This window comes from Nonomuraea sp. NPDC048892, assembly GCF_040649735.1.
Lineage (GTDB): Bacteria > Actinomycetota > Actinomycetes > Streptosporangiales > Streptosporangiaceae > Nonomuraea > Nonomuraea maheshkhaliensis.
The window spans coordinates 120,373-146,241 of the sequence record NZ_JBEZFZ010000007.1 but is presented as its reverse complement, the minus strand read 5'-3'; the positions used below and the strand labels follow the sequence as shown (position 1 = coordinate 146,241).

The 25,869-nt window shown below is 72.2% G+C and carries 26 protein-coding genes; 12 read left to right on the top strand and 14 right to left on the bottom strand.

From position 1 onward, the window contains the following. Positions 1–6: 6 nt before the first annotated feature. Genes AB0C28_RS24710 through AB0C28_RS24690 form a run of 5 tightly spaced genes read right to left on the bottom strand, consistent with a single transcriptional unit; the run spans position 7 to position 7,030 of the window. Positions 7–810 carry an SDR family oxidoreductase gene (locus AB0C28_RS24710; protein ID WP_357851540.1) on the bottom strand — a complete coding sequence of 268 codons (804 nt, stop codon included), beginning with the start codon at positions 808–810 and terminating at the stop codon, positions 7–9. Continuing rightward, positions 807–2,000 carry a cytochrome P450 gene (locus AB0C28_RS24705; RefSeq protein ID WP_358077722.1) on the bottom strand — a complete coding sequence of 398 codons (1,194 nt, stop codon included), beginning with the start codon at positions 1,998–2,000 and terminating at the stop codon, positions 807–809. The genes AB0C28_RS24710 and AB0C28_RS24705 overlap by 4 nt, the downstream gene beginning before the upstream one ends. Then, positions 1,997–2,953: a phosphotriesterase-related protein gene (locus AB0C28_RS24700; RefSeq protein ID WP_358077719.1), complete on the bottom strand. Its 957-nt coding sequence runs from the start codon at positions 2,951–2,953 to the stop codon at positions 1,997–1,999. The genes AB0C28_RS24705 and AB0C28_RS24700 overlap by 4 nt, the downstream gene beginning before the upstream one ends. After that, positions 2,938–3,705, bottom strand: coding sequence for a phytanoyl-CoA dioxygenase family protein (locus AB0C28_RS24695; RefSeq protein ID WP_357851531.1), 768 nt, complete (start codon positions 3,703–3,705; stop codon positions 2,938–2,940). The genes AB0C28_RS24700 and AB0C28_RS24695 overlap by 16 nt, the downstream gene beginning before the upstream one ends. 16 nt (positions 3,706–3,721) lie before the next feature. Continuing rightward, positions 3,722–7,030 carry an NACHT domain-containing protein gene (locus AB0C28_RS24690; RefSeq protein ID WP_358077716.1) on the bottom strand — a complete coding sequence of 1,103 codons (3,309 nt, stop codon included), beginning with the start codon at positions 7,028–7,030 and terminating at the stop codon, positions 3,722–3,724. Between the two features lie 104 nt (positions 7,031–7,134). On the opposite strand from AB0C28_RS24690, the gene AB0C28_RS24685 reads away from it, so the two are divergent. After that, complete coding sequence (locus AB0C28_RS24685; protein ID WP_357851525.1) at positions 7,135–8,043, top strand: TIGR03621 family F420-dependent LLM class oxidoreductase; 909 nt, start codon at positions 7,135–7,137, stop codon at positions 8,041–8,043. A 38-nt stretch (positions 8,044–8,081) separates the two neighbouring features. Continuing rightward, the gene (locus AB0C28_RS24680; protein ID WP_357851521.1) at positions 8,082–8,663 is read left to right on the top strand and encodes a histidine phosphatase family protein; all 582 of its coding nucleotides are present in this window, start codon (positions 8,082–8,084) and stop codon (positions 8,661–8,663) included. Between the two features lie 51 nt (positions 8,664–8,714). Here AB0C28_RS24680 and AB0C28_RS24675 read toward each other — a convergent pair whose 3' ends face one another. The 6 genes from AB0C28_RS24675 to AB0C28_RS24650 form a co-directional block, all read right to left on the bottom strand. Beyond that, positions 8,715–8,978 (bottom strand): sigma factor, encoded by a 264-nt coding sequence (locus AB0C28_RS24675; RefSeq protein ID WP_358077714.1) that lies wholly within the window; start codon positions 8,976–8,978, stop codon positions 8,715–8,717. Next, complete coding sequence (locus tag AB0C28_RS24670; protein ID WP_357851515.1) at positions 8,978–9,862, bottom strand: maleylpyruvate isomerase family mycothiol-dependent enzyme; 885 nt, start codon at positions 9,860–9,862, stop codon at positions 8,978–8,980. The genes AB0C28_RS24675 and AB0C28_RS24670 overlap by 1 nt, the downstream gene beginning before the upstream one ends. Before the next feature lie 20 nt (positions 9,863–9,882). Further along, positions 9,883–10,641, bottom strand: coding sequence for a hypothetical protein (locus AB0C28_RS24665; protein ID WP_357851512.1), 759 nt, complete (start codon positions 10,639–10,641; stop codon positions 9,883–9,885). A 43-nt stretch (positions 10,642–10,684) separates the two neighbouring features. After that, a complete protein-coding gene (locus AB0C28_RS24660) occupies positions 10,685–10,942 on the bottom strand; it encodes a hypothetical protein (protein ID WP_106242400.1) in 258 nt (85 codons plus the stop codon). A gap of 88 nt (positions 10,943–11,030) precedes the next feature. After that, complete coding sequence (locus tag AB0C28_RS24655) at positions 11,031–11,267, bottom strand: DUF397 domain-containing protein (RefSeq protein ID WP_043632079.1); 237 nt, start codon at positions 11,265–11,267, stop codon at positions 11,031–11,033. After that, the gene (locus tag AB0C28_RS24650) at positions 11,268–12,089 is read right to left on the bottom strand and encodes a helix-turn-helix transcriptional regulator (RefSeq protein WP_357852474.1); all 822 of its coding nucleotides are present in this window, start codon (positions 12,087–12,089) and stop codon (positions 11,268–11,270) included. Positions 12,090–12,311: 222 nt separating this feature from the next. Between AB0C28_RS24650 and AB0C28_RS24645 the strand changes: the two genes are divergently transcribed. Next, positions 12,312–12,818: an ATP-binding protein gene (locus tag AB0C28_RS24645; RefSeq protein ID WP_357851508.1), complete on the top strand. Its 507-nt coding sequence runs from the start codon at positions 12,312–12,314 to the stop codon at positions 12,816–12,818. Positions 12,819–12,896: 78 nt separating this feature from the next. Continuing rightward, the gene (locus AB0C28_RS24640; protein ID WP_358077710.1) at positions 12,897–15,317 is read left to right on the top strand and encodes a helicase-associated domain-containing protein; all 2,421 of its coding nucleotides are present in this window, start codon (positions 12,897–12,899) and stop codon (positions 15,315–15,317) included. Between the two features lie 47 nt (positions 15,318–15,364). On the opposite strand, the gene AB0C28_RS24635 is transcribed toward AB0C28_RS24640, so the two are convergent. After that, complete coding sequence (locus AB0C28_RS24635) at positions 15,365–16,390, bottom strand: ABC transporter substrate-binding protein (protein ID WP_358077707.1); 1,026 nt, start codon at positions 16,388–16,390, stop codon at positions 15,365–15,367. Positions 16,391–16,523: 133 nt separating this feature from the next. On the opposite strand from AB0C28_RS24635, the gene AB0C28_RS24630 reads away from it, so the two are divergent. From AB0C28_RS24630 to AB0C28_RS24615, 4 genes are all read left to right on the top strand, one after another. After that, the gene (locus AB0C28_RS24630; RefSeq protein ID WP_357851499.1) at positions 16,524–17,561 is read left to right on the top strand and encodes an iron chelate uptake ABC transporter family permease subunit; all 1,038 of its coding nucleotides are present in this window, start codon (positions 16,524–16,526) and stop codon (positions 17,559–17,561) included. A gap of 46 nt (positions 17,562–17,607) precedes the next feature. Next, on the top strand, positions 17,608–18,615 hold the full coding sequence (locus AB0C28_RS24625) for an iron chelate uptake ABC transporter family permease subunit (protein ID WP_358077705.1): 1,008 nt from the start codon (positions 17,608–17,610) through the stop codon (positions 18,613–18,615). Next, complete coding sequence (locus AB0C28_RS24620) at positions 18,615–19,415, top strand: ABC transporter ATP-binding protein (RefSeq protein WP_357851494.1); 801 nt, start codon at positions 18,615–18,617, stop codon at positions 19,413–19,415. Before AB0C28_RS24625 ends, AB0C28_RS24620 begins: the two co-directional genes overlap by 1 nt. Positions 19,416–19,542: 127 nt before the next feature. After that, on the top strand, positions 19,543–20,835 hold the full coding sequence (locus tag AB0C28_RS24615) for an FAD-binding monooxygenase (RefSeq protein WP_358077702.1): 1,293 nt from the start codon (positions 19,543–19,545) through the stop codon (positions 20,833–20,835). Here the strand turns inward: AB0C28_RS24615 and AB0C28_RS24610 are convergent. After that, complete coding sequence (locus tag AB0C28_RS24610) at positions 20,786–22,042, bottom strand: ArgE/DapE family deacylase (RefSeq protein WP_358077699.1); 1,257 nt, start codon at positions 22,040–22,042, stop codon at positions 20,786–20,788. The genes AB0C28_RS24615 and AB0C28_RS24610 overlap by 50 nt on opposite strands. 78 nt (positions 22,043–22,120) lie before the next feature. On the opposite strand from AB0C28_RS24610, the gene AB0C28_RS24605 reads away from it, so the two are divergent. Next, positions 22,121–23,044: an endonuclease/exonuclease/phosphatase family protein gene (locus tag AB0C28_RS24605; RefSeq protein ID WP_357851485.1), complete on the top strand. Its 924-nt coding sequence runs from the start codon at positions 22,121–22,123 to the stop codon at positions 23,042–23,044. A 57-nt stretch (positions 23,045–23,101) separates the two neighbouring features. Further along, entirely contained in the window at positions 23,102–23,422 is a 321-nt protein-coding gene (locus AB0C28_RS24600) for a co-chaperone GroES (protein WP_103957875.1), read from the top strand. 4 nt (positions 23,423–23,426) lie between these two features. Here AB0C28_RS24600 and AB0C28_RS24595 read toward each other — a convergent pair whose 3' ends face one another. Further along, positions 23,427–23,882 (bottom strand): TIGR02611 family protein, encoded by a 456-nt coding sequence (locus tag AB0C28_RS24595; protein ID WP_357851482.1) that lies wholly within the window; start codon positions 23,880–23,882, stop codon positions 23,427–23,429. A gap of 149 nt (positions 23,883–24,031) precedes the next feature. On the opposite strand from AB0C28_RS24595, the gene AB0C28_RS24590 reads away from it, so the two are divergent. Beyond that, entirely contained in the window at positions 24,032–24,943 is a 912-nt protein-coding gene (locus AB0C28_RS24590) for an aryldialkylphosphatase (protein ID WP_358077696.1), read from the top strand. Positions 24,944–25,010: 67 nt separating this feature from the next. Then, positions 25,011–25,400, top strand: a complete 390-nt coding sequence (locus tag AB0C28_RS24585; protein WP_357851476.1) for a PPOX class F420-dependent oxidoreductase — start codon at positions 25,011–25,013, stop codon at positions 25,398–25,400. Positions 25,401–25,869 lie beyond the last annotated feature (469 nt).

The window sequence follows — 25,869 nt, the reverse complement described above, 5'->3', positions numbered from 1 at the left end:
GCCGGGTCACTGGTGGTCGCGCCACTGCTGGACGGCGTGCTGCGGCCGGTGCGCGAGGGTGCCCGAGTCGAGGACGAGGGTCTGGCCGGTGAGGCAGCGGGACTCGGCGCAGGCCAGGAAGGACACCAGGTCGGCCACGTCCTCGACCGTGCAGGCCCACGGCAGCAGGCGCTCGGCCGCCTTGTCGGCGAGCTGGGCGGGCGTCATCGCGCGCCGAGCGGTGTCGGTGAGGACCAGGGCGGGGGCCACCGCGTTGCAGCGGACGCCGCGTGGGCCGTACATCGTCGCCACGTAGCGGGTGAAACCGATCAGGGCCGCCTTCGAGGCGCCGTACGCGGCGTGCGCGACGTCCCCCACCAGCGCCGACACCGACGAGGTCAGCACGATGGCGCTGCCTTCGCCCATGGCGGGCACCGTGTGCTTGACCATGAGCATGGCCCCGCGCAGGTTGACCTCCATGGTGCGGTCCCAGACGGCGGTGTCGAGGTCCTCCAGGGCGCCGTCGCGGCCGTACACGTCGGGGTCGAGCGCGGCTGCGTTGGCGTGCAGCACGTCCAGCCGCCCGAACGAGGCCACCAGCGTCGCGACGGCCTCCTCCACCTGCTTCTCGTCGGAGACGTCGCAGGTCAGCGCCATCGCGGTGCCGCCGTGGGCGCGGATGGCGGCGGCGCAGGCCCGCGCGGCGGCGGCGCGCAGGTCGAGCACCCCGACGCAGGCCCCCTCGGCGGCCAGGCGGGCCGCGCAGGCCGCACCGATGCCGGACCCGGCGCCGGTCACGAGCGCCACGCGCCCGTCGAAGCGCCCGTTCACCACTCCACCGCCAGGGACGACAGGCCGCGGCCCACGATGGACCTGCGGTAGGCGATGTCCTGGCCGGGCACGAGCCGCAGGCCGGGCAGGCGGCGGCCGAGCACCTCCAGCGCCGTGCGCAGCTGCAGCCGGGCCAGCGCGGCCCCGACGCAGAAGTGGATGCCGTAGCCGAAGACCAGGTGCTCGGCGGCGTTCGGCCGGTCGATGACGAACCGCTCGGGATCGGGGAAGACGCTCTCGTCGTGGCCGGCCGAATCGGTGGACAGCAGCACCAGGGCGCCGGCCGGGATCGTCACGCCGCGCAGGGTGAGCTCGCGCGCCGCGTACCTGAACGAGCCCAGCGACGCGCCGTCGATGCGCATGCACTCCTCGGAGGCGTTCGCGAGGAGCGCGTCCGGCACCGGCCAGACCCCCTCGCGCAGCAGCCGCAGGACGGTGTTGCCGAGCTGGTTCGGGACGGTGTCGTTGCCGCCGAGCAGGATCGTGGAGATCAGCTCCACCACCTCGCGGTGGGTCAGCTCCGCGCCGATGAGCGCGGTCATCAGGGAGGTGAAGTCGTCGCGCGGGTCCTTGGCGCGGGCGGCGACCAGCCGGTCCACGTAGTCGAGGTAGTCCAGGAAGCTGCCGGCCAGCTCCAGTTGCCGTTCCGGCGGCTGGGGCGACAGGAAGAGCTGGAACCAGTCCTTGACGTGCGCCTGCACGAACGCCTCGTCCGCCTCGGGCACTCCGATGAAGCGGGCGGTCAGCTTGATCGACGGCTCGTGGCCGAGGTCGGTGATGAAGTCCGCGTGCCCGCGCGGCGCCACCCGGTCGAGCAGGTCCTCGTTGAGCCGGCGGAAGCGCTGTTCCAAGGCGGCGACCGCGCGCGGCGTGAACGCCCTGGACACCGACCGGCGCAGGCGGGTGTGGTCCGGCGGGTCCACGTTCGCCACGAAGCTGGACAGGAACGAGCCGTGCTCGCCCAGCTTCTCCCTGGTCTCGCGGGTCAGGCTGCGCGAGATCGTCAGCGAGCCCTTGGAGGAGAAGCTCTGGGGGTCGCCGTACGCGGCCCGCACGTCGGCGTGACGGGTCAGCACGTACGCGCCGAGGTGCTCGCTCTTGAACACCGGCGACGCGGCGCGCAGCCGCCGCAGGAAGGCGTAGGGGGCGGCGACGTGCCAGTCCGACGTGACGTCGAAGTCCTCGCTCATCCGAAGATCCTCCGCGGGTTGCCGACCATCATCTGATCGATCTGGTCGTCCGTGACGCCCCGCCGGCGCAGCTCGGGCAGCACGTCGCGGGAGATGTGGAGCAGGTGGTAGCGGGGGTGCCGGCGCCGGACCACGCCGGCGTCGAAGCGGTCGTTGAAGCAGTAGGAGTCGTGGCCGAGCACCATCCGGCCGGCGTGGCCGCGCGCGCACATCTCCGCCACGATCGCCACCCGGTCCTCGAACGGGCTGATCGTCTCGATGCCGAAGCGGTCCATGCCCAGGTACGAGCCGCGCGCGACCAGCTCCTCCAGGTAGGCCACGTCGGTCGAGTCGCCGGCGTGGCCGATGACCACCCGGCCGAGGTCCACGCCCAGCGACTCCAGCAGGTCCTGCTGCTCCAGGCCGCCCTTGGAGGCGCTGTGGGAGTGGGTGGTGATCGGCGCGCCGGTCTCCAGGTGGGCCTCGGCGACCGCCCTGAACACCCGTTCGCAGCCCTTGGTCATGCCCAGGTGGTCGGAGGCGCACTTGAGCATGGCGGCCTTGACGCCGGTGCGCCCGATGCCCTCGGTGAGGTCGCGGACGAAGAACTCGGCCAGCCGGTCAGGCCCGCCGAACAACGATCCGGGGCCCCGGTTGCCGAAGTAGGGCGGCAGCGCGTCGTAGGTGTAGAGGCCGGTGGCGGCCACGATGTTCACCTCGGTCAGCTCGGCCACCCGTTGCACGGCGGGGACGTAGCGCCCGAGCCCGACCACGGTGAGGTCCACGATCGTGTCGACGCCCTCGGCCTTGAGCGCGTCGAGCTTGCCCGCCGCCTCGCGGGCCCGCCGTTCCAGGTCCCAGCCCTCCGGAATGTCCGGCCAGTTCCACAGGATCTCCGGGCTCAGCCCGAAGACGTGCTCGTGCATGAGCGTCGCCCCGAGGCCGGCGACCGGGCCTCTCACGGTCTCGGGCACGGGAACCTCTCGTGCTCGAACGGCTGGTTGACCCGCAGCCCGAGCCCGTCGGTCTGCCGGTAGGGCAGGCCCGTGTAGAGGGCGTCGGCGTCGAAGTAGGTGACGGTGAACGACAGGCGCGGGCTGTCACGGCGGTTGGCGGGGGCGCCGTGCACGGTCAGCGCGTGGTGCACGGTCGCGTCGCCGGCCTTGAGGTCGAGCGGCGGCGACAGCTCCAGCTCCTTGAGCCAGGGGTGCTGGCTGAGCTGGTCGTCGCCCGGCCGGGTGAAGCTGCGGCCGAGCAGGCCGCAGCGGTGGGAGCCGCTGTAGAAGCGCAGCGACCCCATGTCGGCCGGCACGTCGGCCAGGGCCAGCCAGACGGTCAGCATGGCCGAGCGGTCCATCGGCATCCAGGGGAAATCCTGGTGGAACTCGGTCGCGCCGTGCTCACCCGCCTCCTTGACCAGCAGGTTGGTCACCTGGACGCGGACGGCGCGCACGCCGCGCAGCAGCCGTACGGCGGTGCGGCCCATCCCCTGGCTGAGGGCCAGCGCGCCGAACAGCTCGTCGCTCGCCGCGATGTCCCTGGACTGCCCGAACGCCTGGTCGACCAGCGTCTCGCGGCTCTTCGCGCGGGCGTCGAGATGGCGCATGGCCCGCTCGCGCAGCTCCGCGGCCAGGTCCGGCTCGATCAGCCGGTCGAGCCTGACCCATCCGTGCTCGTGGAAGAACGCCGCCTCGTCGTCGCTCGCCTGGCGCACGGGGATCTCCATGGGCCCAGTCTGACACCTAAAGCAAGCGCTTGGTAAGACGCGTCGCGATGATTGTGGTCCGGCCGGGGGCCTCCTTCAGCTCCAGGATGCCGTGCAGCGGGTTGGTGGCCTGCCGTACCTTGCGCTTGAGGTCGGCCACGGTCAGCACGCACACCGCGACCGCTCCGGTCATGACGGTGACGGCCAGGGGCACGTTCGTCAGGTCGCGCAGCGCGACGAAGGCGAGCACGCCCGCCGCCGTCAGCGCGGCGGCGTAGTGGATCGCGACGCCGGCGACGAAGGCCGACCGGAGCGTGAACAGCCCCGCCGAGGCCCGGGCGGTGAGCAGCCACAGCAGCCAGACTCCGGAGACGAGGCCCGCCCAGGCCAGCCAGGCGGGCGGCCCCGGCCACTCACCGGTCAGGACGACCACGCCGCGCACCACCGCGAGCAGCGGAAGCAGGGCGGACAGCACCACGCTGAACAGCCAGGGACCCGAATCCTCGCGCTCGGGCCCGGGAAGGACGGCCAGGAAAGTGGCGAAGCCCAGCACGACGGCCGCGATCGCCCAGTTCCAGCCGATCAGCTCAGCGAGCGTCACCAGCGCGAGCGATCCCGGGGCCGCGACCACTGCCGGCAGGAACAGCAGCACGCTGGTCACCACGGCGGGTTTGCAGCGCAGGACACTCCAGCCGATGGCGCCCTGCCTGGTGAGGTCGAGGACGAGCATGGCCGTGATCACGGCGATGGACGTCGCCGCGAGCAGGGCTCCCCAGGCGAGCCACGGCTCACCCCACGGCGCCCGCCCGTTGAGCACCAGCACGGCGCGCATCCAGGCGGCCAGGACGAGACCCGACGTCAAGGCGGCGATGAGCCCCACGTGCATGCCCTGCCGGAACTCGACGGGCGCCGTGACCCGCCGCCAATCGTCCTCCGTGGCCGCCCGCCCGGACGCACCGAAGAGGCGGGTCAGGAGCCTCATACGCTGTGCCGGGTTCAGGCTGTCCAGCAGCGTGTAGATCGCGGGATGCGACTCGAAAGTCCATCGCGACACGAGCGCGTCCAGTTGTTCGCTCAGCTCCTCCTCGGAAACGAGCGACAGACTCTCCCCAGGGGGTATGGCCAGGTGTGTCTGCGACTTCCCCAGAGCCATCGCGACCAGCGGGAGCGCCAACCGGCTGTCCACGCGCACGTGCGGCGACACGGTCTCCGCGTCCGAGTCCGCGAGCAGCCACGCGATGCGTTCCGCGACCGCGGTCAGGGCCGCGGGCGAACTCTGGGCGAACGGCGCCCACACCCACGCCAGCCCGGGCCCGCCGACCGGCTCCGCGTCCGGTGGCGGGTCGCCGAGTGCCGTCTCGATGTCGGCCGAGCGCAGCATGGCCCCCAGATGCCAGGCCGCCCTGGTCGCGACCGGCTTCTCGGCGGACAGCAGTCCGGCCAGCGTCCAGGCCGCCTCCGGCGTGCCGATCGCGGCCAGGTCGTCCACGGCCGCCGGATCGTGCGGCGCCCGGTTGCGCAGGGCGCCGATGGCGAGGTTGCCCATGTCGATCAGCGCCGTACGCACCTTCGGGTCGTCGGGGGCCAGCCCGGCCAGGACCTCGGCGGCGGCGGGCAGATTGGTGGCCGCCAGCGCGGCGATCGCGGCCTCCCGCCGCGCCCCCGAGCCCGTGCGCGCCGTACGGGACAGGAACGCGTAGACCTTCCGCCCCCGCTCCCCCGGCCCCGCGGCCACCAGGGCGAACGCGCCGATCGTCTGCTCGGCGTCGGCCGCCTGCCCCGGCTCCCCCAGGTGCCGCTCGAACCACGCGGTGATCTCCCCGGCCAGCTCCTCCTCCAGGTCCGCCGCCTCGGCCACGCAGGCGAACGCCAGCACCCGGTCCCGCCGGTAGATCTCGCGGACCACCCCGGACGCCGGCCGTCTGGTCACCCCGCACCACATCTTCACCACCTCGCGCCACACGTCCGGCGCCTCGGCGTGCGCGCGCAGCAGCTCGTCGGGGTCCTCGGCCAGCTCGCAGGCGGAGAAGTACTCCTGCAGCGTCTGGTGCGCGAAGCTGAACCCGCGCCCGCCGTCCACGGGCAGCAGCAGCCCGGTCCGCTCGACGATCTCGGTCAGCATCGGCTCGGCCGCCTCGGGCTTGCCGCCGAACCTGGTGGTGATCACCTTCTCCAGCTCCGCGAGCACGTTCTCGTACGGGAGCGTGAGCCGGTCCTCGCGCCCGATCGCGGTCCTGTGGGCCAGCAGGGCCAGGCGTTGCAGGGCGCGGCGGCGCTGCTGCTCCTTGAACCGGGTGGCGTGGGTGAGCTTGGTGCGCAGCAGGTAGTCGGTGGCGTGGGCGTAGAAGACGGTGCGCGAGTTGGGCAGCTTGATCTCGTCGTCGCCGTTGTAGAGGTAGGCGATCATCGTCAGGAGCAGCGGGTTGCGGGCCAGCTGCATGATCAGCGGCGCGTCGCGCAGGGTGGCCATGAGCTCGTCCACCCGCTCCCTCCTGGCGTGCGCGTCCTCCGGGGAGCCGCTTCCGTTCTGCCAGGGCCAGCTGGTCAGGAAGCGCCGCATCTGCGCCTCGTCGAACGGGGCCACCTCCACCGTGCACGTGGCCACCTCGGCGAGCCGGCGGTCGTAGACGGCCGAGCGGCAGGTGACCACCATCTGGTTGCCGTCGGGATGGTCCCTGGCCCACGCCTGCAGCTCGGTCACCACCCGCTCCTGGTCGGCCATGGCGACCTCGTCCAGCCCGTCGAAGAGCACGGTGAGGCAGCCGCGTTCGAGCAGCCGGTCGAGGTAGGCCCCCGCGTCGCCGACCCGCTTGAGCGCGCCGGCCACGTGCGCGTGGAGCGGCCTGGGATCGCCGCTGCACGCGCGTAAGCGGACGAGGACGGCCACCCGCCGGGTGCGTCCCTCGCCCAGAACGGTCTTGGCCCACTGCAGCATGGAGTGCCGCAGCAACATCGACTTGCCGGCGCCCGGCGGCCCGAGCACGACCGTGCACGGCTCGTCCCTGACCCGGGCGTACATGTCGTCGGAGCCGGGCTGCAGCCGGTCGTCGTCGTGGCGCAGCGGCACGTAGACGCCGTCCATGCGCAGCTTCATGCCCTCGGTGAACGGCACGTGGAAGGTGGCGAACTCGTCGCGGACCCTGGTGGCGTAGCGGCGCAGCCCGCGCCGGTTCCACCGGCCGCTGCCCAGCGTCCTGGCGGCCAGCTCGTCGCCGACGTGCTCCGACAGCCGCCCCCACCAGCGCGCCAGTGCCTTCCTGGACAGCAGGACGAGCAGCACGAGCACGACGAACCAGACCGGGTGCTGGAAGAACCTGACGAGCTCGTCGAGCGAGGGCAGCTTCATGGGCGCTCCACCGGGGCGGTCCCCGAATTCTAACGGCGTTCCCCCGTCCGAGCCCTGCGATTAGTATCCCAAGCAAGCATTTGGTCCAACGAAAGGGCGCGCCGATGCGGCGGTTCAGGTTCGGGGCGGTCGTACGGGAGGCGGCGTCGGCGAAGGAGTGGGCGGACAAGGCCAGGCGGCTGGAGGAGACCGGGTTCGACGTGCTACTCGTGCCCGACCACCTGGTGGGGCCGAGGTTCGCCCCCATCGCCGCCCTGACCGCCGCCGCCTGCGCCACCACCCGGCTGCGGGTCGGCACGCTGGTGTTCGCCAACGACTTCCGGCATCCGGCCGTGCTGGCCAAGGAGACGGCCACGCTCGACGTGCTGTCCGGCGGGCGGCTGGAGGTCGGCATCGGCACCGGCTGGATGGCCGGCGACTACGCGGGGGCCGGGCTGGAGCTGGCACCGCCGGGGGTCAGGATCGAACGGCTGCGGGAGGCGCTGGCCGTGCTCAGGGGCCTCTGGGGCGAGGGCCCGTTCCACTTCGAGGGCCGGCACTACCGGATCTCCGGGCTCGACCAGCGGCCCAAGCCCGTGCAGCGGCCGGGACCTCCGCTGGTGATCGGCGCGGGCGGGGCCAGGATGTTGCGGCTGGCGGCCGAGGAGGCGGACGTGGTGAACATCGGCACGCGGGTGCTGCCTGACGGAAGCGGGCCCGACGCGGCGGACGGCGGGCGGCCCGCGCTGCTGGCCAAGCTCGCCGCCGTACGGGAGGCGGCGGGCGACCGGTACCCGCGCCTGGAGCTGGGCACGAGCGTCATGCAGGCGGGCGAGCTGAAGCCGGAGGAGACGTGGAGCGCGGCCGACAGCTCCGCCCTGGACGGGACGCCCCAGGTCCTCCTGGGCACCCGTCACGACATAGCCGACAAGCTCCGCTATTGGCGGGATGAGCACGATATTTCGTATTTCGTAGTGCATCATGAGCGCGACCTTGCCGCGTTCGAGCCCGTCGTCGAGGAACTGGCCACCTGACGCGACCGCACGACCCGCCGTGCCCGATGATGGGAACCATGGACGAGATGCTGCTGCTCCGGCACGGTGAGACCGAGTGGAGCAAGGCGGGCAGGCATACAGGCCGCACGGACCTGCCTTTGACGGAGCACGGCGAGGAGCAGGCCAGGGCGCTGGCGCCGCTGGCGAAGGAGCCGTTCGGCCTGGTGCTGGTCTCCCCGGCCCAGCGGGCCAGGCGCACGGCCGACCTGGCGGGTCTGACCGGCTACGAGATCGACCCCGACCTGTGGGAGTGGGACTACGGCGGCTACGAGGGCATCACCACACCCGACATCCGCCAGGGCCGGCCCGGCTGGTACCTGTGGCGCGACGGCGTGATCCCCGGCGACGCCGACCATCCGGGCGAGAGCGCCGCGCAGGTGGCCGCCCGTGCCGACCGGGTGATCGCGCGGGCGCGGAAGGCCGGCGGACGGGTGGCGGTGGTGGCGCACGGCCACTTCCTGCGCGTGCTGGCCGCCCGCTGGCTGGGCCTGGCGCCCGAGGAGGGCCGGCTGCTCAAGCTCGACACCGGCACCTACTCGCGGCTCGGCTTCGAGCACGCGGAACCCGTCCTCACCACCTGGAACGCCCCGGTCGGCTGAGCCGCCGACCGGGCGCGCAACCCGCCGAAACGGGCAGGCCGGGCAGTCTGTTCAGCCGACCTTCGCGCGCAGGGCCGACTCGTGCAGGGCCCGGCTCACCAGCCAGCCGCGCAGCGACCCCAGCCCTGGATCGTAGGACTGCGGGCCCTCCCAGAGCGCGACGAAGACGTTCTGGGTGATCTCCTCGGCGTACGCCTGGCTGCCGGTGACCTTGGCCGCCACCCCGAACACGTACGAGCCGTGCAGGTCGTACGCCTCGGCCAGGGCGTCGAGGTCGCCGGCCGTCAGCCGTGCGCACAGGTCCATGTCGCTCATCAGTCGCATCCCAGCGTGGCGGCGGCGCGGATCAGGTCACGGGCGAGGGCGGGGTCGCCCTCGGCGGCGTACGGGAACGAGCCCGGCGGCCACCGGTCGGCCAGCAGGCGGCAGAAGCCGACCGCGTCCGCCGAGATGAGCACGGCGACGTGGTCGGAGGCGGGCGAGAGCGGGATCGTCCAGGTGCCGCCGCCCGGGCCGGTGAGCACGATGGTGGCGGAGACGTCACGGCGCGGGCCCTTCATCGCGCGCGGCAGCAGCGCGAGCCCGAACTCGGCGATCATGTGCACGTGCTCGGGACGCGGCGCGGCGCGGGAGCGGTCGGTGGCGGCCCTGATGTCGTCGGCGTGCGTCCAGGTCTCGAACGTGCGCTGGATCATGGCCTGGCGCAGCGGCGCGCGGGCCGGGCGGGTGCCGGCCAGCGAGACCTCCACGCCCATGAGCACCTCGCTGCTGGCCGAGACCCGTTCGAGCAGGGTTCCGGCCTGCTCACGCCAGCGCCGGTGCGCGGGCGCGCCCTCGTCGCGGCCCGGCAGCCCCATGAACGCCGCCACGGTCGCGTCGTTGGCGGTCAGGTGCTCGACCAGCCCCCTGACGGTGCCGTGCCGGGCGATCGGGGCCTCCCACTGCGGCGCGCTCAGCTCCGCGAGCAGTTCGTCCATGACGGCGACCTGCTCGGCGTAGGGGGTGGCCACGCCGGCCACGCCCACCGCGGCGGGGCTGCGGCGGCGCCGGGCCATGGACAGCACGGCCGCGCGCAATGACGGTGGCGGCTCGACGGCCGTGCCGGGCTGGTCGAGCAGGGCGACGGCGGCGCCGCAGTCGGGGCACGAGGCGACATGATCGTCCGGCCGCTGCCCGTTGTAGAGGTATGAGTCTGACATGACCACCTCCGCGGCCGACGCTAGGCCGGCGGTTCTCCCGGAGCCAGGCGGCAACCGGGGAAGGGTGCCAGAAGCGTCTCACGCCAGCGGCCTTCTAGGTAGTCGCGAGCCCGTTTTCCCCAGTCCAGCAGCCGGGAGTCGGGCGCCACCTCGTCGTCGAGGCCGAGCGCCGCGTCCCTGGCGCGCTGGGTGGCCAGGTGGTCGTCCAGGGAGACGGCCCACAGGGTGACCGCCTCGGTGTCGCAGAAGAGCACCTCGTACAGACCGGCCAGGGTGTGGCCGTGCTCGGCGAGGACGGGCGCGCGCTCGGTGCGTACGGCGTGCAGGTAGTCGAGGGCGGCGCCGGGGCGGACGCGGGCGCTCTCGAAGAGGTAGAGCTCGGCGGCGGGGGCCGCGGACAGCGGCGGGCAGCCGGGGGCGGCGCCGAGCGGCCGGGAGAAGGCGGAGAAGCGCAGGTCGTCGATGTCGGACAGGAACAGGCGCTCGTCCACGCCCTGATAGATCTCCATCATCTGCCGCCAGCCGCCGTCCCAGCCGCCGTGGCAGTCCCAGAGCGTGACGACCTTGAACTGCGGATGGCCGGTGATGCCGACCGCGTAGAAGGCCCCGACGAGGTCGATCTCGCGGGACCTGATGGACATGCCGGAGGTGAGCGACGGCGCGGTACGCGTCTCGTCCTCGCGCTTGTAGCGGGTCAGCCAGGTGAGGTATTCCAGGGGGCGCCTGGAGTTCATCGGCCGGAAGTCGACCTCCTCGATCAGGTGGATCGCTCGCCGCACCACGCCTCCTCTACCAAGCGGTTGCTTGGCCCGAGGATAGCGATCAGGCGGGCGTCTGGGAAGGTTGCGGTCCTCGGCCGGTCAGCCACTCCAGCACCCTGCGGTGCCCGGAGGCGGCGTCCTCGAAGTGGCCCCAGTGCCAGTAGCGGGGCTGGTCGCGCAGGCCGGTCACCCAGGTCCGGTAGGAGACGGTCGCCCCCGCGGTGGCCGGCGCCACGCCGTAAGTGCGGATCACGACCTTGCCGCCCGGCGCGAACAGCACGTCGTCGGCGATCGGATACAGGGTCATCTGGTCGAGCATGACTCCGATCCTGACCGCAGGACGAGGCCGGGCGGTTACGCCTCCGGCGCGCCGCCGTTAAGCGGGCGCGCCGGAGGTTACAACGCTGTTAAACGAGGAGGCCGTCGAACTCTCCGTCCTTCACCCCGAGCACCAGGGCCCGGATCTCGTCGCGGGTATAGATGAGCGCGGGGCCGTCGGGGAAGCGCGAGTTGCGCACCGCGATGCCGCCGTCGGGCAGCTCCGCGAGTTCCACGCAGTTGCCCTGCGAGTTGCTGTAGCGACTCTTACGCCAGGCGACCTGGGTCAGGTCCGCCGCGGGCATGCCGTTGTAGGTCTGGTTCATCTACATCTTTCTGAGAAGACCGCCGATGAGCTCGACGGTGCCCCCTGGCGTGGTGCTCTCCACGCACAGCTGCTCCATGGCCGTGAGGTACGGGTCGATGTCCTCACGTTTGTCCAGGTACAGGGCACCCCAGAGCTGCTCGACATAGACAACGTCCGACAAGTCGGACTCGGGAAACCGCAAGATGCTGAACGCGCCCCCTTCGGCGGCATGTTTGCCGAACCTGAAGGGCATCACCTGGAGGGTGATGTTGGGAAGGGCGGCGACTTCTAGCAGATGCTGGAGCTGCTCGGCCATGACTTCCCGCCCGCCGATGGTCCGCTTGAGCGCCGCCTCGTCGATGACGGCCCACAGACGGGGGCCGTCCTTCTGGGTGAAGCGCTCCTGGCGCTGCATACGCATGTGCACGCGCCGCTCGATTCTCTCCGGACTCGCATCGGGATTACCCAGCTGGAAGACCGATCGCGCATACGAGGCCGTCTGCAGCAGGCCGGGCACGAACTGCACCTCATAGGTGCGGATCACGCTGGCTGCCTCCTCCAGGCCGATGTACGTGGTGAACCACGACGGCAGTTCGGCGGAGTACTTGTGCCACCACCCGGGGGTGTTGGCCTCGCGCACCATCTCCAGCAGGGAACGGCGTTCGGCATCGTCGACGACGCCGTACAAGGTGAGAAGGTCTTCTACGTCACGTGTCTTGAAACCGACGCGGCCGAGCTCCATCCGGCTGATCTTGGACTCGGACGCCCGGATGTGGAATCCGGCCTGTGCCCGGTCGAGCCCGCTGGCCTCGCGGAGACGCCTGAGGCTCGCCCCCAGCATGATGCGCCTTACGGTCGAACCGGAACCGGGCGGATCAATCGACACGTGCTGCTCCTTGGTCGTTTCCTTGCGACACAGTCTGTCACTTCACGGCCGAAAGATCATGGGCCGCGGACAAGATCCCCTTTCCCCCAAATTGACCATTTGAGGGCAACCGTAGCGTGTGCACGAGTTGTCTGCACGTGCATTCGCTCTTGCACCTGCACGAGAGTTTGGCGCAGAATGATCAACGTGCAACAAACCACGGCACACGGCCAGTGGACCACGTTCGATTGGTGGCCCCCAATCGGTTGGTGGCCGGAGGCGGCCGGCGATCTGCTGGTGCCCGGACCTTCCGCGAGCGCCACGTTCGTACTCCCGCCCACCGCGTCCTCGGTTCACGCCGCCCGGAGCTTCACCGCCGGCGCCCTGTCGGGCTGGGGCCTGGGTGAGGAGCTCGCCGACAACCTCGAACTGGTGGTCTCCGAGCTCGCCACCAACGCGCTGCGCCACGGCCTGTGCCTCGACGACCCGCGCCGCGAGCGCACGGTCCACATGTCACTCGTCCGCCGCGGGCCGCTCATCACCTGCGCCTTCACCGATCCAGGCTCCTCGGTGCCGGTGCTGCGATACCCTGGGCCTCTCGACACCGGCGGCCTCGGACTCCACATCGTCGAATCACTCAGCCTCCGCTGGGGCTGGTCCGCACTCGCGCCTCACGGAAAGATCGTCTGGGCAGTCCTCTCCTGACCGGGGGTGATCTGCATTACCGTGGATGGTCATGGCTCACGGTGAGTCCGGCGCGCGACCCCATGAGAGTGCTGACAGATGGAAGATCACCTGCTCGGCTGGCTGCGAAAACTAGACGAAGAACGGCTTGGCCGCATCCTGGCGAACAGGCCCGACGCCATCGCCGCGCCCTGGCCCAGGCGGCTCGACACCCTGGCCCAGCGGCTCGGCAACGGCTTCGCCGTGATGGAGACCCTGCGCGGGCTGCCCCTGCCCTGCCTGCAGCTCGCCGAGGCCGCGCTGGCCATGACGCGGCCCACCCTGGAGACGCTGGCGCGCTTCGTCGACGCGCGCCCCGAGGACGTCACCCCCTGGCTGGAGCACCTCTACGATCACGCCCTGGCCTGGCCGGGCGACGACGGGGTGATCCACCTCGCCGAGGGCGTCACCCGCTACTGGTCCGCGCCCCTGAGCCTGGGCGAGCCGCTCGATCACTACCTCAACTCCTGGTCCATCAGCAACGACGCGCTGCACGCGCTCGCCCGCGCGCTCGGCCTGCCCGCCCACGGCAACAAGCGCCGCATGATCGCCCGCGTCATCGACACGCTCGGTGACCTCGCTCACGTCAAGGCGCTGATGCGCAAGGCGCCCGAGGGCACCGTGGCGCTGCTCGACCGGTTCGCCTGGGAGGGGCCCGCGCTCGACGTCGACGGCGGCAGGTTCGTCGTGCCGGGCACGCCCGAGAAGTGGTGCGCCGACCACGGGCTGCTCTTCCGGCCGAGCTGGCACGTCGCGGAGATCCCCCGCGAGGTGGCGATCTGCCTGCGCGGCCCCGCCTACCATCCGGCCTACCGGCCGGAGGCGCCCGAGGTGGCCACCATCCCGGTCGATCCGGAAGAGGTCGACCATCTGATGACGCTGGCCGCACCCCACGTGGTCGAGCGGTGCGCCGCCCTGCTCGACAACACCTCCAAGACGCCGCTGCCGCTGCTCAAGACCGGCGGCGTGGGCGTGCGTGAGGTCCGCAGGGTGGCCAAGGAGACCGGCTGCGACGAGGACGAGACCCGGCTGCTGCTGGAAGTGTGCACGGTGGCCAGGCTGCTGGCCTGGGACGAGCCGTCCGGCGGCATGATCCCCACCGAGCGCTTCGACCGGTGGCGGCTCGACGAGGGCGCGGCCCGGCTGCGGGTGCTGCTCGCGGCCTGGTGGCGAATGGAACGATCTTCCCTGCGCAAGATCGACGGCAAGTACGGCACCGTGCTCGGCGACGACCCCGCCGGCAGCGCGCTGGCCCGCATCCGCAGGGCGGTGCTGTCGGTGCTGGCCCACCTGCCCTCCGGCACGGCCTTCGCCGACCGCGACAGCCTGATGAGCAGCGTCCACTGGCACGCGCCGCTGATCGACGTGCCGCTGCTGCGCGAGTGCGCGCCCGCGGTGCTCGACGAGGCCAGGCTGCTCGGCCTGCTGGCCAACAACGCGCTCACCGACCTCGGCCGCGCGCTGGCGGGCCTGGGCGCGAAGGCCGGCGACGAGAACGACGACGCCGTCCCCGTGGTCGAGCACGATCCGGTCCTGGCAGAGGCGGCCACCCGGGCGCTGGCCAGCGTACGCAGGAGCGCCCTGTTCGGGCCCGACCTGACCGCGGTCGTCACCGGGCCGCCGTCGGCGGAGCTGGCGGCGCTGCTCGACCGGACCGCCGAGCGCGAGTCCAGGGGCGCGGCCTCGGTGTGGCGCTTCACCACCGAGAGCGTGCGGCGGGCGCTCGACCGCGGCTACGAGGCCGACGACCTGCTCGACGAGCTGGCCACGGTCGGCACCATCCCGCAGCCGCTCGAATACCTCGTCCGTGACACCGCCCGCAGGCACGGCGAGGTCACGGTCAGCACGGTCGGCTGCGTCGTGCAGGCGCCCGACCCGGCGTTGCTGGCCGAGATCGCCGCGCACCGGCGGCTCGGACGGCTCGGCCTGCGGCTGCTGGCGCCCACGGTGCTGGTGAGCGGGGCGCCGGCCGATCGCACGCTGGCGGCGCTGCGCGAGGTCGGCTACTCCCCCGTGCCCGTCTCCGATACCGGCGAGATCACCATCCACCGGGTCAGGTCGGAAGAGCCGGCCAACGGCAAGCTCATCCTGCTGCCCGGCGGGCAGGTGGCCGAGCTGTCGGAGTTCCCCGGCCTGACGGAGCTGGAGGCGCCCGCCCACATGCTCGCCGAGCCGGCACCCGACCCCTACGAGCACGCCCGCCGCCTCGTCGCCGCCGGCCGCAGCGAGGACGCCAAGAACGGGCGCACCTGGGCCATCATCGGCCGGATGGCGACCAGGCTGCCGACGGCGCAGCAGTCGCTGCTCGGGTTCGTCGTCGACCGGGGCGTGCGGGCCGGCATCACGCTCACCGACGGGCTGACCGCCACGATCAGCCACGGCGAGCTCAAGGGCGCCGCGCTGGACGCCTGGTGCGAGGAGGCGGGCGACTACCTGGAGTTCCCCCTAGCCGAGATCGTCGAGGTCCGCGGCGCCTACTGAGGCCGGCGGCCTACGTGAGCTGGGCGGGCGGGCCTACGTGAGCGGCCCTACTTGAGCGGCTTCGCCTTCTTCAGGTTCGCGACCAGGCCCTCCAGGAAGGCCGCGTAGCCCTGGTAGCTGTAGGGCGCCTCGGCGTTCCACGGGTAGAGCTGGCCCGCCTCGACCGCGGGGAGCTTGGCGAAGGTGGGCTTCTTCATCATCTCCTCGGGCTTGAGCGCCTGCGTACGGGTGTCGTAGAGGATCACGTCGGCCTCGTACTCGTCGGCGTTCTCCCAGCTCAGCGTCTGGAAGAAGCCGCCCTCGTCCACCTTCGACGGGGTCACCACGTTGAGACCGGCGTTCTTCAGGTGCACGATGTCGGGATATTCCGGCGGGTTGACGATCCAGAACGCGTCCGCGCCGCCCGACACCATGAGGATCTTGAGGTCACCGAACGCGGCGAGCTCCTTGGTGGCCGCCTCCATGCGGGCCTTGGCCTCGGGCACCCCCTGCATGTCCGCGCCGAGTGACTTGGCCAGCGCCTCGTAGGTGCCGATCACCTCGGTGGCGCTCTTGCCGGTGAGCATGACGCCCACGCTGGGGGCGACCTGCTCGATGGTCTCCTTGGACTTCTCGGGCACGTACCAGAGGGTGTCCTTGACGTACATGCTGCTGACCAGGAGGTCGGGCTGGAGGCCGATGTACTGCTCGACGTTGAACTCGTCCCAGACGTTGCCGAGGCCGGTGACCTTGGTGATGTCGACGTTGCCGACCTGCGGGTCCTTGCTGCCGTCCTTGAGCTTGTGCGGGCCGAAGACGGCGATGGGGCGCACGCCGAAGTCCCAGAGGGCGGCGGCCGAGCCGACCTGGGCCACGATCCTGCTGGGGGCCTTGGGCTGCTCCAGCCTCTTGCCGCGGTCGTCGGTGAAGGTCCAGCTCTGGGCAGCGGAGGCCGCGCCGTCCGAGGGGGACGCGCCGCCTGACGGGGCCGCCGTCCCGGTGCCGCCGTCGCCGCACGCCGTGAGTGTCAGGGCCACCGCGAGGCCTGCCGCGCCCGACAGGAAGCCCCGGCGAGCCAGTACCGGTCCTGACATGTGGATCTCCTTGGTTAGGGTTGCCTTGTTATCCGCCCATTAGATTAGCCTTGCCTAAGTTTGACGTGCGACGAGAGGGGGTCGGGTGCGCCCGGCTGATGACACGGCCCCAGCGACGGCCCCAGGGAGCGCTGTGAGCGCTCCGGAGAAGGACGGGCCGCGGACGGTGAAGGGCCGACCGCCGGTGCTGGTGGCCGGACTGCTCGTCACGTTCGCCGTGCTCGTCCTGGTCGCTCTGGCCAGTGTGGCGCTGGGCGCGCGGTCGGTGTCGTTCGGCACCGTCATCGACGCCTTCGCGGCCCCCGACGGCTCCAGCGACCACACGGTCATCCGCGAGCTGCGCGTCCCGCGTACGCTGCTCGGCCTGGGCGTGGGCGCCACGCTGGGCCTGGCGGGGGCGCTCATGCAGAGCCTGACCCGCAACCCGCTGGCCGACCCGGGCCTGCTCGGCATCAACGAGGGCGCGGCGCTGGGCGTCACGCTGGCGCTCGGCCTGTTCGGGCTCAGCGACCCGGCCGTCTACGTGTGGTTCGCCTTTGGCGGGGCGGCGCTGGCCTCCGCCGCCGTGTACGCCCTGGCCTCCTCGGGCCGCTCGGGTTCGAGCCCGGTACGCCTGGCGCTGGCCGGGGTCGCCTTCGGCATGGTGTGCACGGCGGTCGCCTCGGCCATCCTGCGCATGGACCAGCAGACCTTCGACCGGATGCGGTTCTGGCTGACCGGCTCGCTGGCCGGGCAGACGGCGGACACGCTGGTGCGGCTGGCGCCGTTCATGGTCGCGGGGCTGGTGCTGGGCCTGCTGCTGGCCAGGCCGCTCAACATGCTGGCGCTCGGCGACGACGCGGGCAAGGCGCTGGGCGTGGCGGTGAACCGGACCAGGATCCTCACCGGCGTGGCCGTCACGCTGCTGTGCGGCGCGGCCACCGCGGCCGCCGGGCCCCTGTGGTTCGTCGGGCTGATCGTGCCGCACGCCGTGCGGGCCCTGGTGGGGCCCGACCAGCGGTGGGTGCTGCCGTACTCGGCGCTGGCCGCGCCGGTGCTGCTCCTGGGGGCCGACGTGGCAGGCCGGCTCATCGCCCGGCCGGGAGAGGTGCAGGTGGGGATCGTGTGGGCGGTGATCGGCGCGCCGATCTTCATCATGCTGGCCAGGCGGAAGCGGGTGGCGGCGCTGTGAACGTGCACGCCGGACGCTGTTCCGTACGGCCGAGGCGGGTGGCGCTGTGAACGTCCGTGTCGGCCCCTGGTCCCTGCGGCTGGCGCCGCGCGCCCTGCTCGTCACCGCGCTGCTCGTCCTGACCGGCTCCTGCGTCGCCGTGGCGGCGCTGTCCACGGGCGAGTTCACCGTGCCCGTGCCCGACATCCTCGGCGCCCTCTTCGGCCAGGGCACCCCGGTCGCCGAGCTGATCGTGGGCAGGCTGCGCGCCCCGCGCGTGGTGACGGGCCTGCTGGTCGGGGCCGCGTTCGGGGTCAGCGGCGCCATCTTCCAGAGCCTGACCAGGAACCCGCTGGGCAGCCCCGACTTCATCGGTTTCACCGCCGGCGCCTCCACCGGCGGCATCATCGCCGTGGTCTCGGGCGGCTCGGCCGCGATGATCGCGGGTGGCGCGCTGACAGGCTGCGTGGTCACGGCGGTGCTGGTGTACGCGCTGGCCTACCGGGGCGGCGTGCAGGGCTACCGGCTGGTCCTGGTCGGTATCGGGGCGAACGCGCTGCTGGTGGCGCTCAACTCGTACCTGCTGACCAGGGCCAACATCAACGACGCGGCCACGGCGGGAGCCTGGCTCACCGGCAGCCTCAGCGGGCGCGGGTGGGACCACGCCCTGCCGGTCGCGCTGGCGCTGGTGGTGCTGCTGCCGGTGTGCGCGTACGTCTCCCGGCCGATGCGCATGATCGAGATGGGCGACGACGCGGCCAGGGCCATGGGCATCAGGGTCGAGGTCGTGCGCGGCGCGGCGCTGACGGCCGGCGTGCTGCTGTCCGGGGTGGCCACGGCCGCCGCCGGGCCCGTCGTCTTCGTCGCCCTGGCCGCGCCGCAGCTCGCCCGGCGGCTCACCCGCTCGCCCGGCGTGACCATGGGCGCCTCCGCGCTCATGGGCGCCGTGCTCCTGACCGGCGCCGACCTGGCCGCGCAGCGGCTGCTCGCCCCCACCCAACTGCCCGTCGGCGTGCTGACCGCCGCGATCGGCGGCACGTACCTCGTCCTGCTCCTGCGAAAGGACCGCCATTGATGGCCACCTCCGCGCGCCTGTCCGGCACCGGGCTCACCCTCGCCTACGACCAGCGGATCGTGGCCACCGGCCTGGACGTGACGATCCCCGACGAGTCCTTCACCGTGATCATCGGGCCGAACGCCTGCGGCAAGTCCACCCTGCTGCGGGCGCTGGCCAGGATGCTGAAGCCGAGGACGGGCGCGGTGCACCTGGACGGGAGCGTGATCACGTCGCTGCCGTCGAAGGAGGTGGCGCGGCGGCTCGGGCTGCTGCCGCAGAGCTCGCTCGTGCCCGACGGCATCACGGTGGCCGACCTGGTGGCCAGGGGCCGCTATCCGCACCAGCGGCTCATGCGGCAGTGGTCCAGGGCCGACGAGACGGCGGTGGCGGAGGCCATGCGCGCCACCGACGTGACCGACTTGGCGAACCGGATCGTGGACGAGCTCTCGGGCGGGCAGCGGCAGCGGGTGTGGCTGGCCATGGCGCTGGCGCAGGAGACCCCGATCCTGCTGCTGGACGAGCCGACCACGTTCCTGGACATCTCCCACCAGATCGAGGTGCTCGACCTCTGCGCGGACCTGCACGAGGAGGGGCGGACGATGGTGGCCGTGCTGCACGACCTGAACCAGGCGTGCCGGTACGCCACCCACCTGATCGTGATGCGCGACGGGCGGATCGTGGCCGAGGGCGACCCGGCGGAGATCGTCACGCCCGACCTGGTGCACCAGGTGTTCGACCTGCGGTGCGAGATCATCCCGGACCCGCAGTCGGGCACGCCGCTCATCGTCCCCGAAGCCCGCCGCCGCGTACCGGCCTGACACCCCCGGCCGAGCGGCAGCGCTGTACCGAACGTTTCTCCTGGAACGCGCCAAAAGACATGGAGCGGCGAGCCACCTCGGGAGACCCTCTGCGCGACACGCAGAGAACTCTCCCAGGGGGGAACAGATGGACCACGCCGTCGTCATCGGCGCCAGCATGTCGGGATTACTGTCCGCGGCGGCACTGCACCGGCGCTTCGCCCGGGTCACGGTGCTCGACCGCGACATCCTGCCGGCCGTGGACGCCCACCGCAGGGGCGTCGGGCAGAGCCGCCACGCGCACGGCCTGCTCGCCAGGGGCCGGGAAGTCATGGAAGAACTGCTGCCCGGCATCACCGGGGAGCTCGTCGCCCAGGGCGCGATGCTGGGCGACATGCAGGAGCGGGGCCGCCACGTGCACGCCGGGGTCCGGCTGGCCCGGGGGACCTGCGGCCTGGACGGGCTGCTGGTCAGCCGGCCGCTGCTGGAGGGCCAGATCCGGCGCAGGACGAGCGCGCTGCCGGGGGTGCGGGTGCTGTCCGAGCGGATCGTCACCGGCCTGCTGTCCGAGAAGGGCCGGGTCACGGGGGTGTGGCCGGCCGACGGGGAGCCGATCCCGGCCGATCTCGTCATGGACGCGGCCGGCCGGGGCTCGCGCACGCCGTCCTGGCTGGGCGAGCTGGGCTACGAGCCGCCGCGCGAGGACCGGGTGGAGATCGACGTACGGTACGCGACGTGGGAGTTCGTGCGCCGCCACGACCACCTCGACGGAGACCAGGTCGTGATCATCGGGCCCACGCCGGAGACGCCGCGCGCGGGCGTGGCGCTGGCGCTGGAGGACGACCGCTGGATCGTCACCCTGGTGGGGTACGGCGAGAGCGCGCCGCTCGACCTGCCCGGCTTCGCCGCCTACGCCGCCACCCTGCCCGTCCCCGACCTGTACGAGCTGGTCACGACGGCCGAGCCGATCGGGCAGCCGCGCGCGTACCGTACGCCGGCGGCCGTCCGGCGCCGCTACGAGCGGCTGGCCCGCTTCCCCGAGGGCCTGCTGGTCACCGGCGACGCGGTCTGCGCCTTCAACCCCCTGTACGGCCAGGGCATGACGGTCGCCGCCATGGAGGCGGGCGCGCTGCTCGACCCGGACCTGAACCCGCGCTCGTTCTTCCGGCGGATCGCCGGCGTCGTGGACATCCCCTGGGAGATCACGGTCGGCGGCGACCTGCGGATGCCCGGCGTCCAGGGCGACCCGACGCCGAAGATGCGGCTCGTGCACGCCTACCTCGACCGCTTCCACGCCGCCGCCGCGCACGACCCCGAGCTGACGCGGCGATTCCTGCGGGTGACGAACCTCTACGATCCGCCGCCCGCGCTCATGAGCCCCGCCGCGCTGATCAGAGTACTGCGCAGCGGCGGACAGCGAGCAGTGCCAGTGCCCGCGTGACCTCGTGCAGCTCCTTCAGCCGCACCTGCTCCCTGGGCGCGTGCGCGAACCGCACGTCGCCGGGGCCGTAGTGCAGCGTGGGGATGCCGCCCGCCGCGTACAGGCGCAGGTCGCTCCCGTACGGCGCCGCCGACTCGACCGGCCGCACCCCGGTCGTGTCCGCCACCGCCCGGCCCACCTGGTCGAGCAGCTCGTGCCCCGCGGGCAGCCGGCCGCTGGCGAACTGGCCGCCCGGCCACGTCACCACCGGCGGGTTCTCCCGCAGCCAGGGGTGCGCCACCTCCGCGACCGCCTGCTCGAACGCCGCCCTGGCCGCGGCCGGGTCCTCGTCCAGCCGCACTCCCAGGCGGCCCTCGGCCACCAGCAGGTCCGGCACGGTGCTGGCCCAGTCGCCCGCCCGCACGGTGCCGACCTCGATCGGGTACGGCGTCGCGGTGGCCGTGAAGAGCGCGGGCGCGTCCCGGTTCCGCTCGGCCTCCAGGCGCCTGATCGCCGCGAACACCGGCCAGAACACCTCGATGGCGTTGATCCCCTCGTGCCGCGTGGCGCCGTGCGCCGCCCGCCCGGCGATCTCCAGCCGGAACGTCAGCGCGCCCGCGTTCGCCGTGATCACCGCGCCGCTGGTGGGCTCGCTGATCACCGCGGCCTCGGCCGTGTGCCCTCTGGCCAGGGTGGCGAAGGCGCCGAGCCCGCCGTCCTCCTCGCTGATCACGCACTGCACGGCCAGCGGCCTGGCCAGCCTGACGCCTGATTTGGCGATGGCCCGCGCCACGGCCAGGTTCGCGACCAGGCCCGCCTTCATGTCGCACGCGCCCCTGCCGTGCAACGCGCCGCCCTCGATCCGGGCGGCGAACGGGTCGCTGCCCGCCCACTTGGCCAGGTCGCCGATCGGCACCACGTCCACGTGGCCCTGCAGTGCGAGCGCGGGCGGGCCCTCGCCGCCCGGGGTGACGGCGGCCACGCCGTAGCCCTCGGTCCTGGGCGCCTCCGTACCGGGGAAGCCGGGGCGGGCGGTCAGGTCGGGGAGGTCCAGCTTCCAGACGTCGACGTCCATGCCCGCCTCGGTGAGCAGGCCCGCCAGATGGTGCTGCAGTTCGGACTCGGCGTCGGTGCCGGTCACGCTGGGGACCCTGACGGTCTCGGCCAGCAGATTCACGGTCTCGGGCTCGTCGATGGCGTCGAGTACCCGGGCTTCCACGTCGTGCATGGGGCACACCTTCTCACTTCTGGTGGCGCCCATGAACCTTTCTGGGGCTTCGTGGCGATACAGGGCGTGCGGACATGGATGAGCTGGATCGTGGTGGTGCCCTTCGGCCTGTGGGCCGTGGTCAGATTGAGCGGGTTCGAGCCGGACTTCCCGTGGGTGCCGGTGGTGTCGTACACGCCGTACGCGCTGGGCGCGGCCGTGCTCGCGCTGATCCTGGCCTGCGTGCTGCGGCGGTGGGCGGCGGGCACGGTCGCGCTGGTGTCGGTGCTGGCCATGACGCCCGTCGTACTGCCCCGCGCGCTCGCCGACGGCAACCCCGGGGCGAAGGGGCCCGCGCTGCGCGTGCTGGCGGCCAACCTGCTGGTGGGCGGCGCGGACACGGACGAGCTGATGGCCCTGGTGACCAGGCTGAAGCCGGACGTCCTGACGCTGCAGGAGTTCACGCCGGCCGCGATGCGCCGGCTGGAGGCGGCCGGGCTGCGGCGCGCGCTGCCCCACGCCGTCGCCCGTCCCCTGGAAGGGGTGGGCGGGTCCGCGATCTACGCCCGGCATCCGCTCGACGCCGTACCGATGATCAAGATCGGCGGGTTCGGGCAGGCCAGGGCCTGGCTGACGCACTCCGGCGGCACCCGGGTGGAGATCGTCTCCGTGCACCCGTGTGCGCCCAAGCGGACCCGCAGCACGCCGTGCTGGGCGGCCGGCCTCCAGGCGCTGCCGCGCGGCGACGGCAAGCTGCGGGTGCTGGCCGGCGACTTCAACGCCACGCTCGACCACCTGCCGATGCGCGACCTGCTGGCGGCCGGCTACCGGGACGCGGCCGACGTGATGGGACGCGGGCTGCGAGCCACCTGGCCGCAGGGTGACTCACCGGTGCACCTGCCCGGGGTGACGATCGATCACGTGCTGGCGGACTCGCGGATGGCGGTGCGGGCGTTCGAGGTGCTGTCACTCAAGCGCACCGACCACCGGCCCGTCTTCGCCGAGCTCCGGCTCCCGCGCTGACCCCTTCGTTCCTGGTTGTGGAGTTCCCGGGCTTGCCCTGCTCTTAGACTTGTGCCTGTGGTAGAGCCCAAGTTCGAGATTCAGATGCTGCACGACCGAGTCATGATCAGGTTGGAGCAGGAGGCCGAGGAGCGGCGCAGCGGCTCCGGGATCGTCATCCCCGCGACGGTCAAGATGGCCAACCGCCTGGCATGGGGCGAGGTCTGCGGCGTCGGCACGAACGTGCGCTCGGTCAAGGTCGGCGACAAGGTGCTGTTCAACCCCGAGGAGCAGTTCGAGGTCGAGGTGCACGCGAAGGTCTACCTCGTCATGCGCGAACGCGACCTGCACGCCGTCGCCACCCAGGAGACCGACCACGGCACGGGCCTCTACCTCTGACTCCTTAGATAAAGCGGGTGGCGATGGCGATGACGTCCACGCCGAGCGTCAGCAGCCCGAAGTACACGATCACGCCCGCGGCGGCGACCGTCACGATGAGCACGAGGATGCGGACGGTCCAGCCCTGCCGCTTGTACCACTCGGTCCAGGCGCGCAGGGTCTGCTTGCCGAACTCCAGCAGCTTGTGCGCCCAGTGGAACTCCGTGGCCAGCACGGCCAGCCCGGCGAAGACGACCAGCCAGCCCGGCCCGGGGAACGGCACCATGATCAGCCCGCCCGCCACCATGACGGTCCCGATCAGGCCGATCACGATCTTCAGGGTGAGCGCTCCTGTGCGGGTGGAGCGGATGCCGTCCAGCCATCCCTGGAGGCCGGTACGGCGCTCGGGCATGCTGGAACGATCGGCGGCCTCGTCCTTGATCACGTCGGCTCCGCCGGTTTCGGCGTTCTGAAACGGCACGATTACCCCCCGGCAGTCGGTGTGCTCCCCAGGATACGGCTCCGGCTCCGTGCCCACTTGCAGCTCAGTTGCAAGGACTCAAACCCCACACGAAGTAAAATTTCCTGCCAGCCCCGGCTTTGCCCGGCAAACATCGGTTAATGTCTGTTATGCCCGACGTTCTGCTCCGTACCGTCACCGGACCTGTACGCGCCGCCGCCATCGAGGGCGCCGTACTCCCCCACGAGCACCTGCGCACCGACATGCGCTGGGCGGTCGGCATCGGCTCCGACCCGCACCGCTGGCTCGACGAGGAGAGCACCGTCACCGCCGAGCTCAGGGAGCTGCGCCAGTCGGATCACGGGCTCGGCCTGGTGGTGGAACTGACCTGCCTGGGCATGGGCCGCGACGCCGCCGCCCTGGCCAGGATCGCGGCCGGGAGCCGGGTGCCGGTGATCGCCTCGACCGGCCTGTTCGCGGAGCCGTTCACGAACGTGGGCGAACAGGACGTGGACACCCTCACCGGCCTGCTCATGGAGGAGATCGTCAGCGGCGTGGACGGGACCGGTGTGTTCCCCGGCGTCATCGGCGAGGTCGGCTCCTGGGGCGCCGAGCCGACGCCGCGCGAGGAACGCTGCCTGGTCGCCGCCGCCCGCGCCGCGCTGCGCACGCGCCTGCCGGTCGCCACGCACGGGCGAAACGCCCCCGCCCTGCTGGAGATCCTGCTCGGCCAGGGCCTGCCCGGGGCGCGGGTGGCCGTCGGCTACGCGGGCGGCGACCTGGGCGCGGCCAGGAAGATCGCCGAGGCGGGCGCGTACGTGAGCCTCGGCTCCCTGGGCCTCGGCCACGAGCAGGTGGCCAGGATCGCGCTCGGCCTCATCGAGGACGGCCACGCCGACCGGCTCCTGATCAGCACGGGGGTGAACCGGGTGGCGCAGGTCGCCAAGTACGGCGGCCCCGGCTACGCCCACCTCTTCGACGCCCTGCTGCCGCGCCTGCGCGAGGCCGGGACGGACGAGGACGTCCTCCGCCTGATCACCCACACCAACCCGCTCCGCTGGCTGACCCAGGGCCTTTCCTGATCACGGGGGCCGATGCCTTCGTGATCACCTTGACCTCCACTGAGGTTAAGGTTGCACACTGAGGCGCATGACCTTCACAACCACGGAACTCGACTACCTCGCGACCCAGCGCCTCGGCCGCCTGGCCACGGTGACGCCCGGCGGGCAGACGCAGAACAACCCGGTGGGCTTCTTCCTGGACGCCGGGAGCGGCACGATCGTCATCGGTGGGCACGCCATGGGGAAGTCGAGAAAGTTCAGGAACGTCCAGCAGGGCAGCACGGTGGCACTCGTCGTGGACGACCTGGCCTCCGTCGACCCGTGGGTGGCGCGGGGCATCGAGATCCGGGGGACGGCGGAGGCACTGACGGACGCCGAGCCGCCGGTCCCGTTCTTCTCCCGGGAGATCATCCGTATCACCCCCACCAAGATCATCTCCTGGGGCCTGGACGGGCCGCGGGAGAGCCGCACGGTGTGAAAGCTCGCTAGGATCGGGACTACACGAGCCTGAGTCGGGGCCGCAGGAGCCTGAGCGGGTGGGGGATGGCGACCGAGGAGACGCGAGGGGACACGCACCCGCGCCGACTGCCCACCGCCTGGGCTCGCCTACGCCGCTCCCCCACCGCCCTCCTGCGCCCGCGCCGGTCATCCGCCGCTCTGTCGGGGCTGAGCCGGCTGGGCGACGTGCCGGTCGTGGTGATGCTGGCGTGGGCCGGATGGCTGGCGGTGCCGTGGTCGTTCAGCGGCCTGGCCCAGGCCCGCGCGGCCGCCGCCGCGAACACCGAACCACCCCGCCTCCACTCCTCAACCACCACCGCGGACGCCGAGCCACCGAGCCGCCATTCCCGTGCCACGGACCGCCCACACTCCCCCGCCACGGCGACCGCGCATCACCCAGCGCTCGCTGAACCATCACGGGCGACATGGGGTGTCCCTAGCGTCCACAA

Coding starts and splice junctions, on each gene's coding strand:
- AB0C28_RS24635 (WP_358077707.1), bottom strand. CDS start 16,390: ATGTCAGGACCGGTACTGGCTCGCCGGGGCTTCCTGTCGGGCGCGGCA.
- AB0C28_RS24610 (WP_358077699.1), bottom strand. CDS start 22,042: ATGCACGACGTGGAAGCCCGGGTACTCGACGCCATCGACGAGCCCGAG.
- AB0C28_RS24685 (WP_357851525.1), top strand. CDS start 7,135: ATGCGGCGGTTCAGGTTCGGGGCGGTCGTACGGGAGGCGGCGTCGGCG.
- AB0C28_RS24655 (WP_043632079.1), bottom strand. CDS start 11,267: ATGAACCAGACCTACAACGGCATGCCCGCGGCGGACCTGACCCAGGTC.
- AB0C28_RS24640 (WP_358077710.1), top strand. CDS start 12,897: ATGGAAGATCACCTGCTCGGCTGGCTGCGAAAACTAGACGAAGAACGG.
- AB0C28_RS24615 (WP_358077702.1), top strand. CDS start 19,543: ATGGACCACGCCGTCGTCATCGGCGCCAGCATGTCGGGATTACTGTCC.
- AB0C28_RS24660 (WP_106242400.1), bottom strand. CDS start 10,942: ATGCTCGACCAGATGACCCTGTATCCGATCGCCGACGACGTGCTGTTC.
- AB0C28_RS24670 (WP_357851515.1), bottom strand. CDS start 9,862: ATGTCAGACTCATACCTCTACAACGGGCAGCGGCCGGACGATCATGTC.
- AB0C28_RS24645 (WP_357851508.1), top strand. CDS start 12,312: ATGATCAACGTGCAACAAACCACGGCACACGGCCAGTGGACCACGTTC.
- AB0C28_RS24680 (WP_357851521.1), top strand. CDS start 8,082: ATGGACGAGATGCTGCTGCTCCGGCACGGTGAGACCGAGTGGAGCAAG.
- AB0C28_RS24590 (WP_358077696.1), top strand. CDS start 24,032: ATGCCCGACGTTCTGCTCCGTACCGTCACCGGACCTGTACGCGCCGCC.
- AB0C28_RS24585 (WP_357851476.1), top strand. CDS start 25,011: ATGACCTTCACAACCACGGAACTCGACTACCTCGCGACCCAGCGCCTC.
- AB0C28_RS24620 (WP_357851494.1), top strand. CDS start 18,615: ATGGCCACCTCCGCGCGCCTGTCCGGCACCGGGCTCACCCTCGCCTAC.
- AB0C28_RS24650 (WP_357852474.1), bottom strand. CDS start 12,089: ATGCTGGGGGCGAGCCTCAGGCGTCTCCGCGAGGCCAGCGGGCTCGAC.
- AB0C28_RS24605 (WP_357851485.1), top strand. CDS start 22,121: ATGAGCTGGATCGTGGTGGTGCCCTTCGGCCTGTGGGCCGTGGTCAGA.
- AB0C28_RS24690 (WP_358077716.1), bottom strand. CDS start 7,030: ATGAAGCTGCCCTCGCTCGACGAGCTCGTCAGGTTCTTCCAGCACCCG.
- AB0C28_RS24695 (WP_357851531.1), bottom strand. CDS start 3,705: ATGGAGATCCCCGTGCGCCAGGCGAGCGACGACGAGGCGGCGTTCTTC.
- AB0C28_RS24705 (WP_358077722.1), bottom strand. CDS start 2,000: ATGAGCGAGGACTTCGACGTCACGTCGGACTGGCACGTCGCCGCCCCC.
- AB0C28_RS24675 (WP_358077714.1), bottom strand. CDS start 8,978: ATGAGCGACATGGACCTGTGCGCACGGCTGACGGCCGGCGACCTCGAC.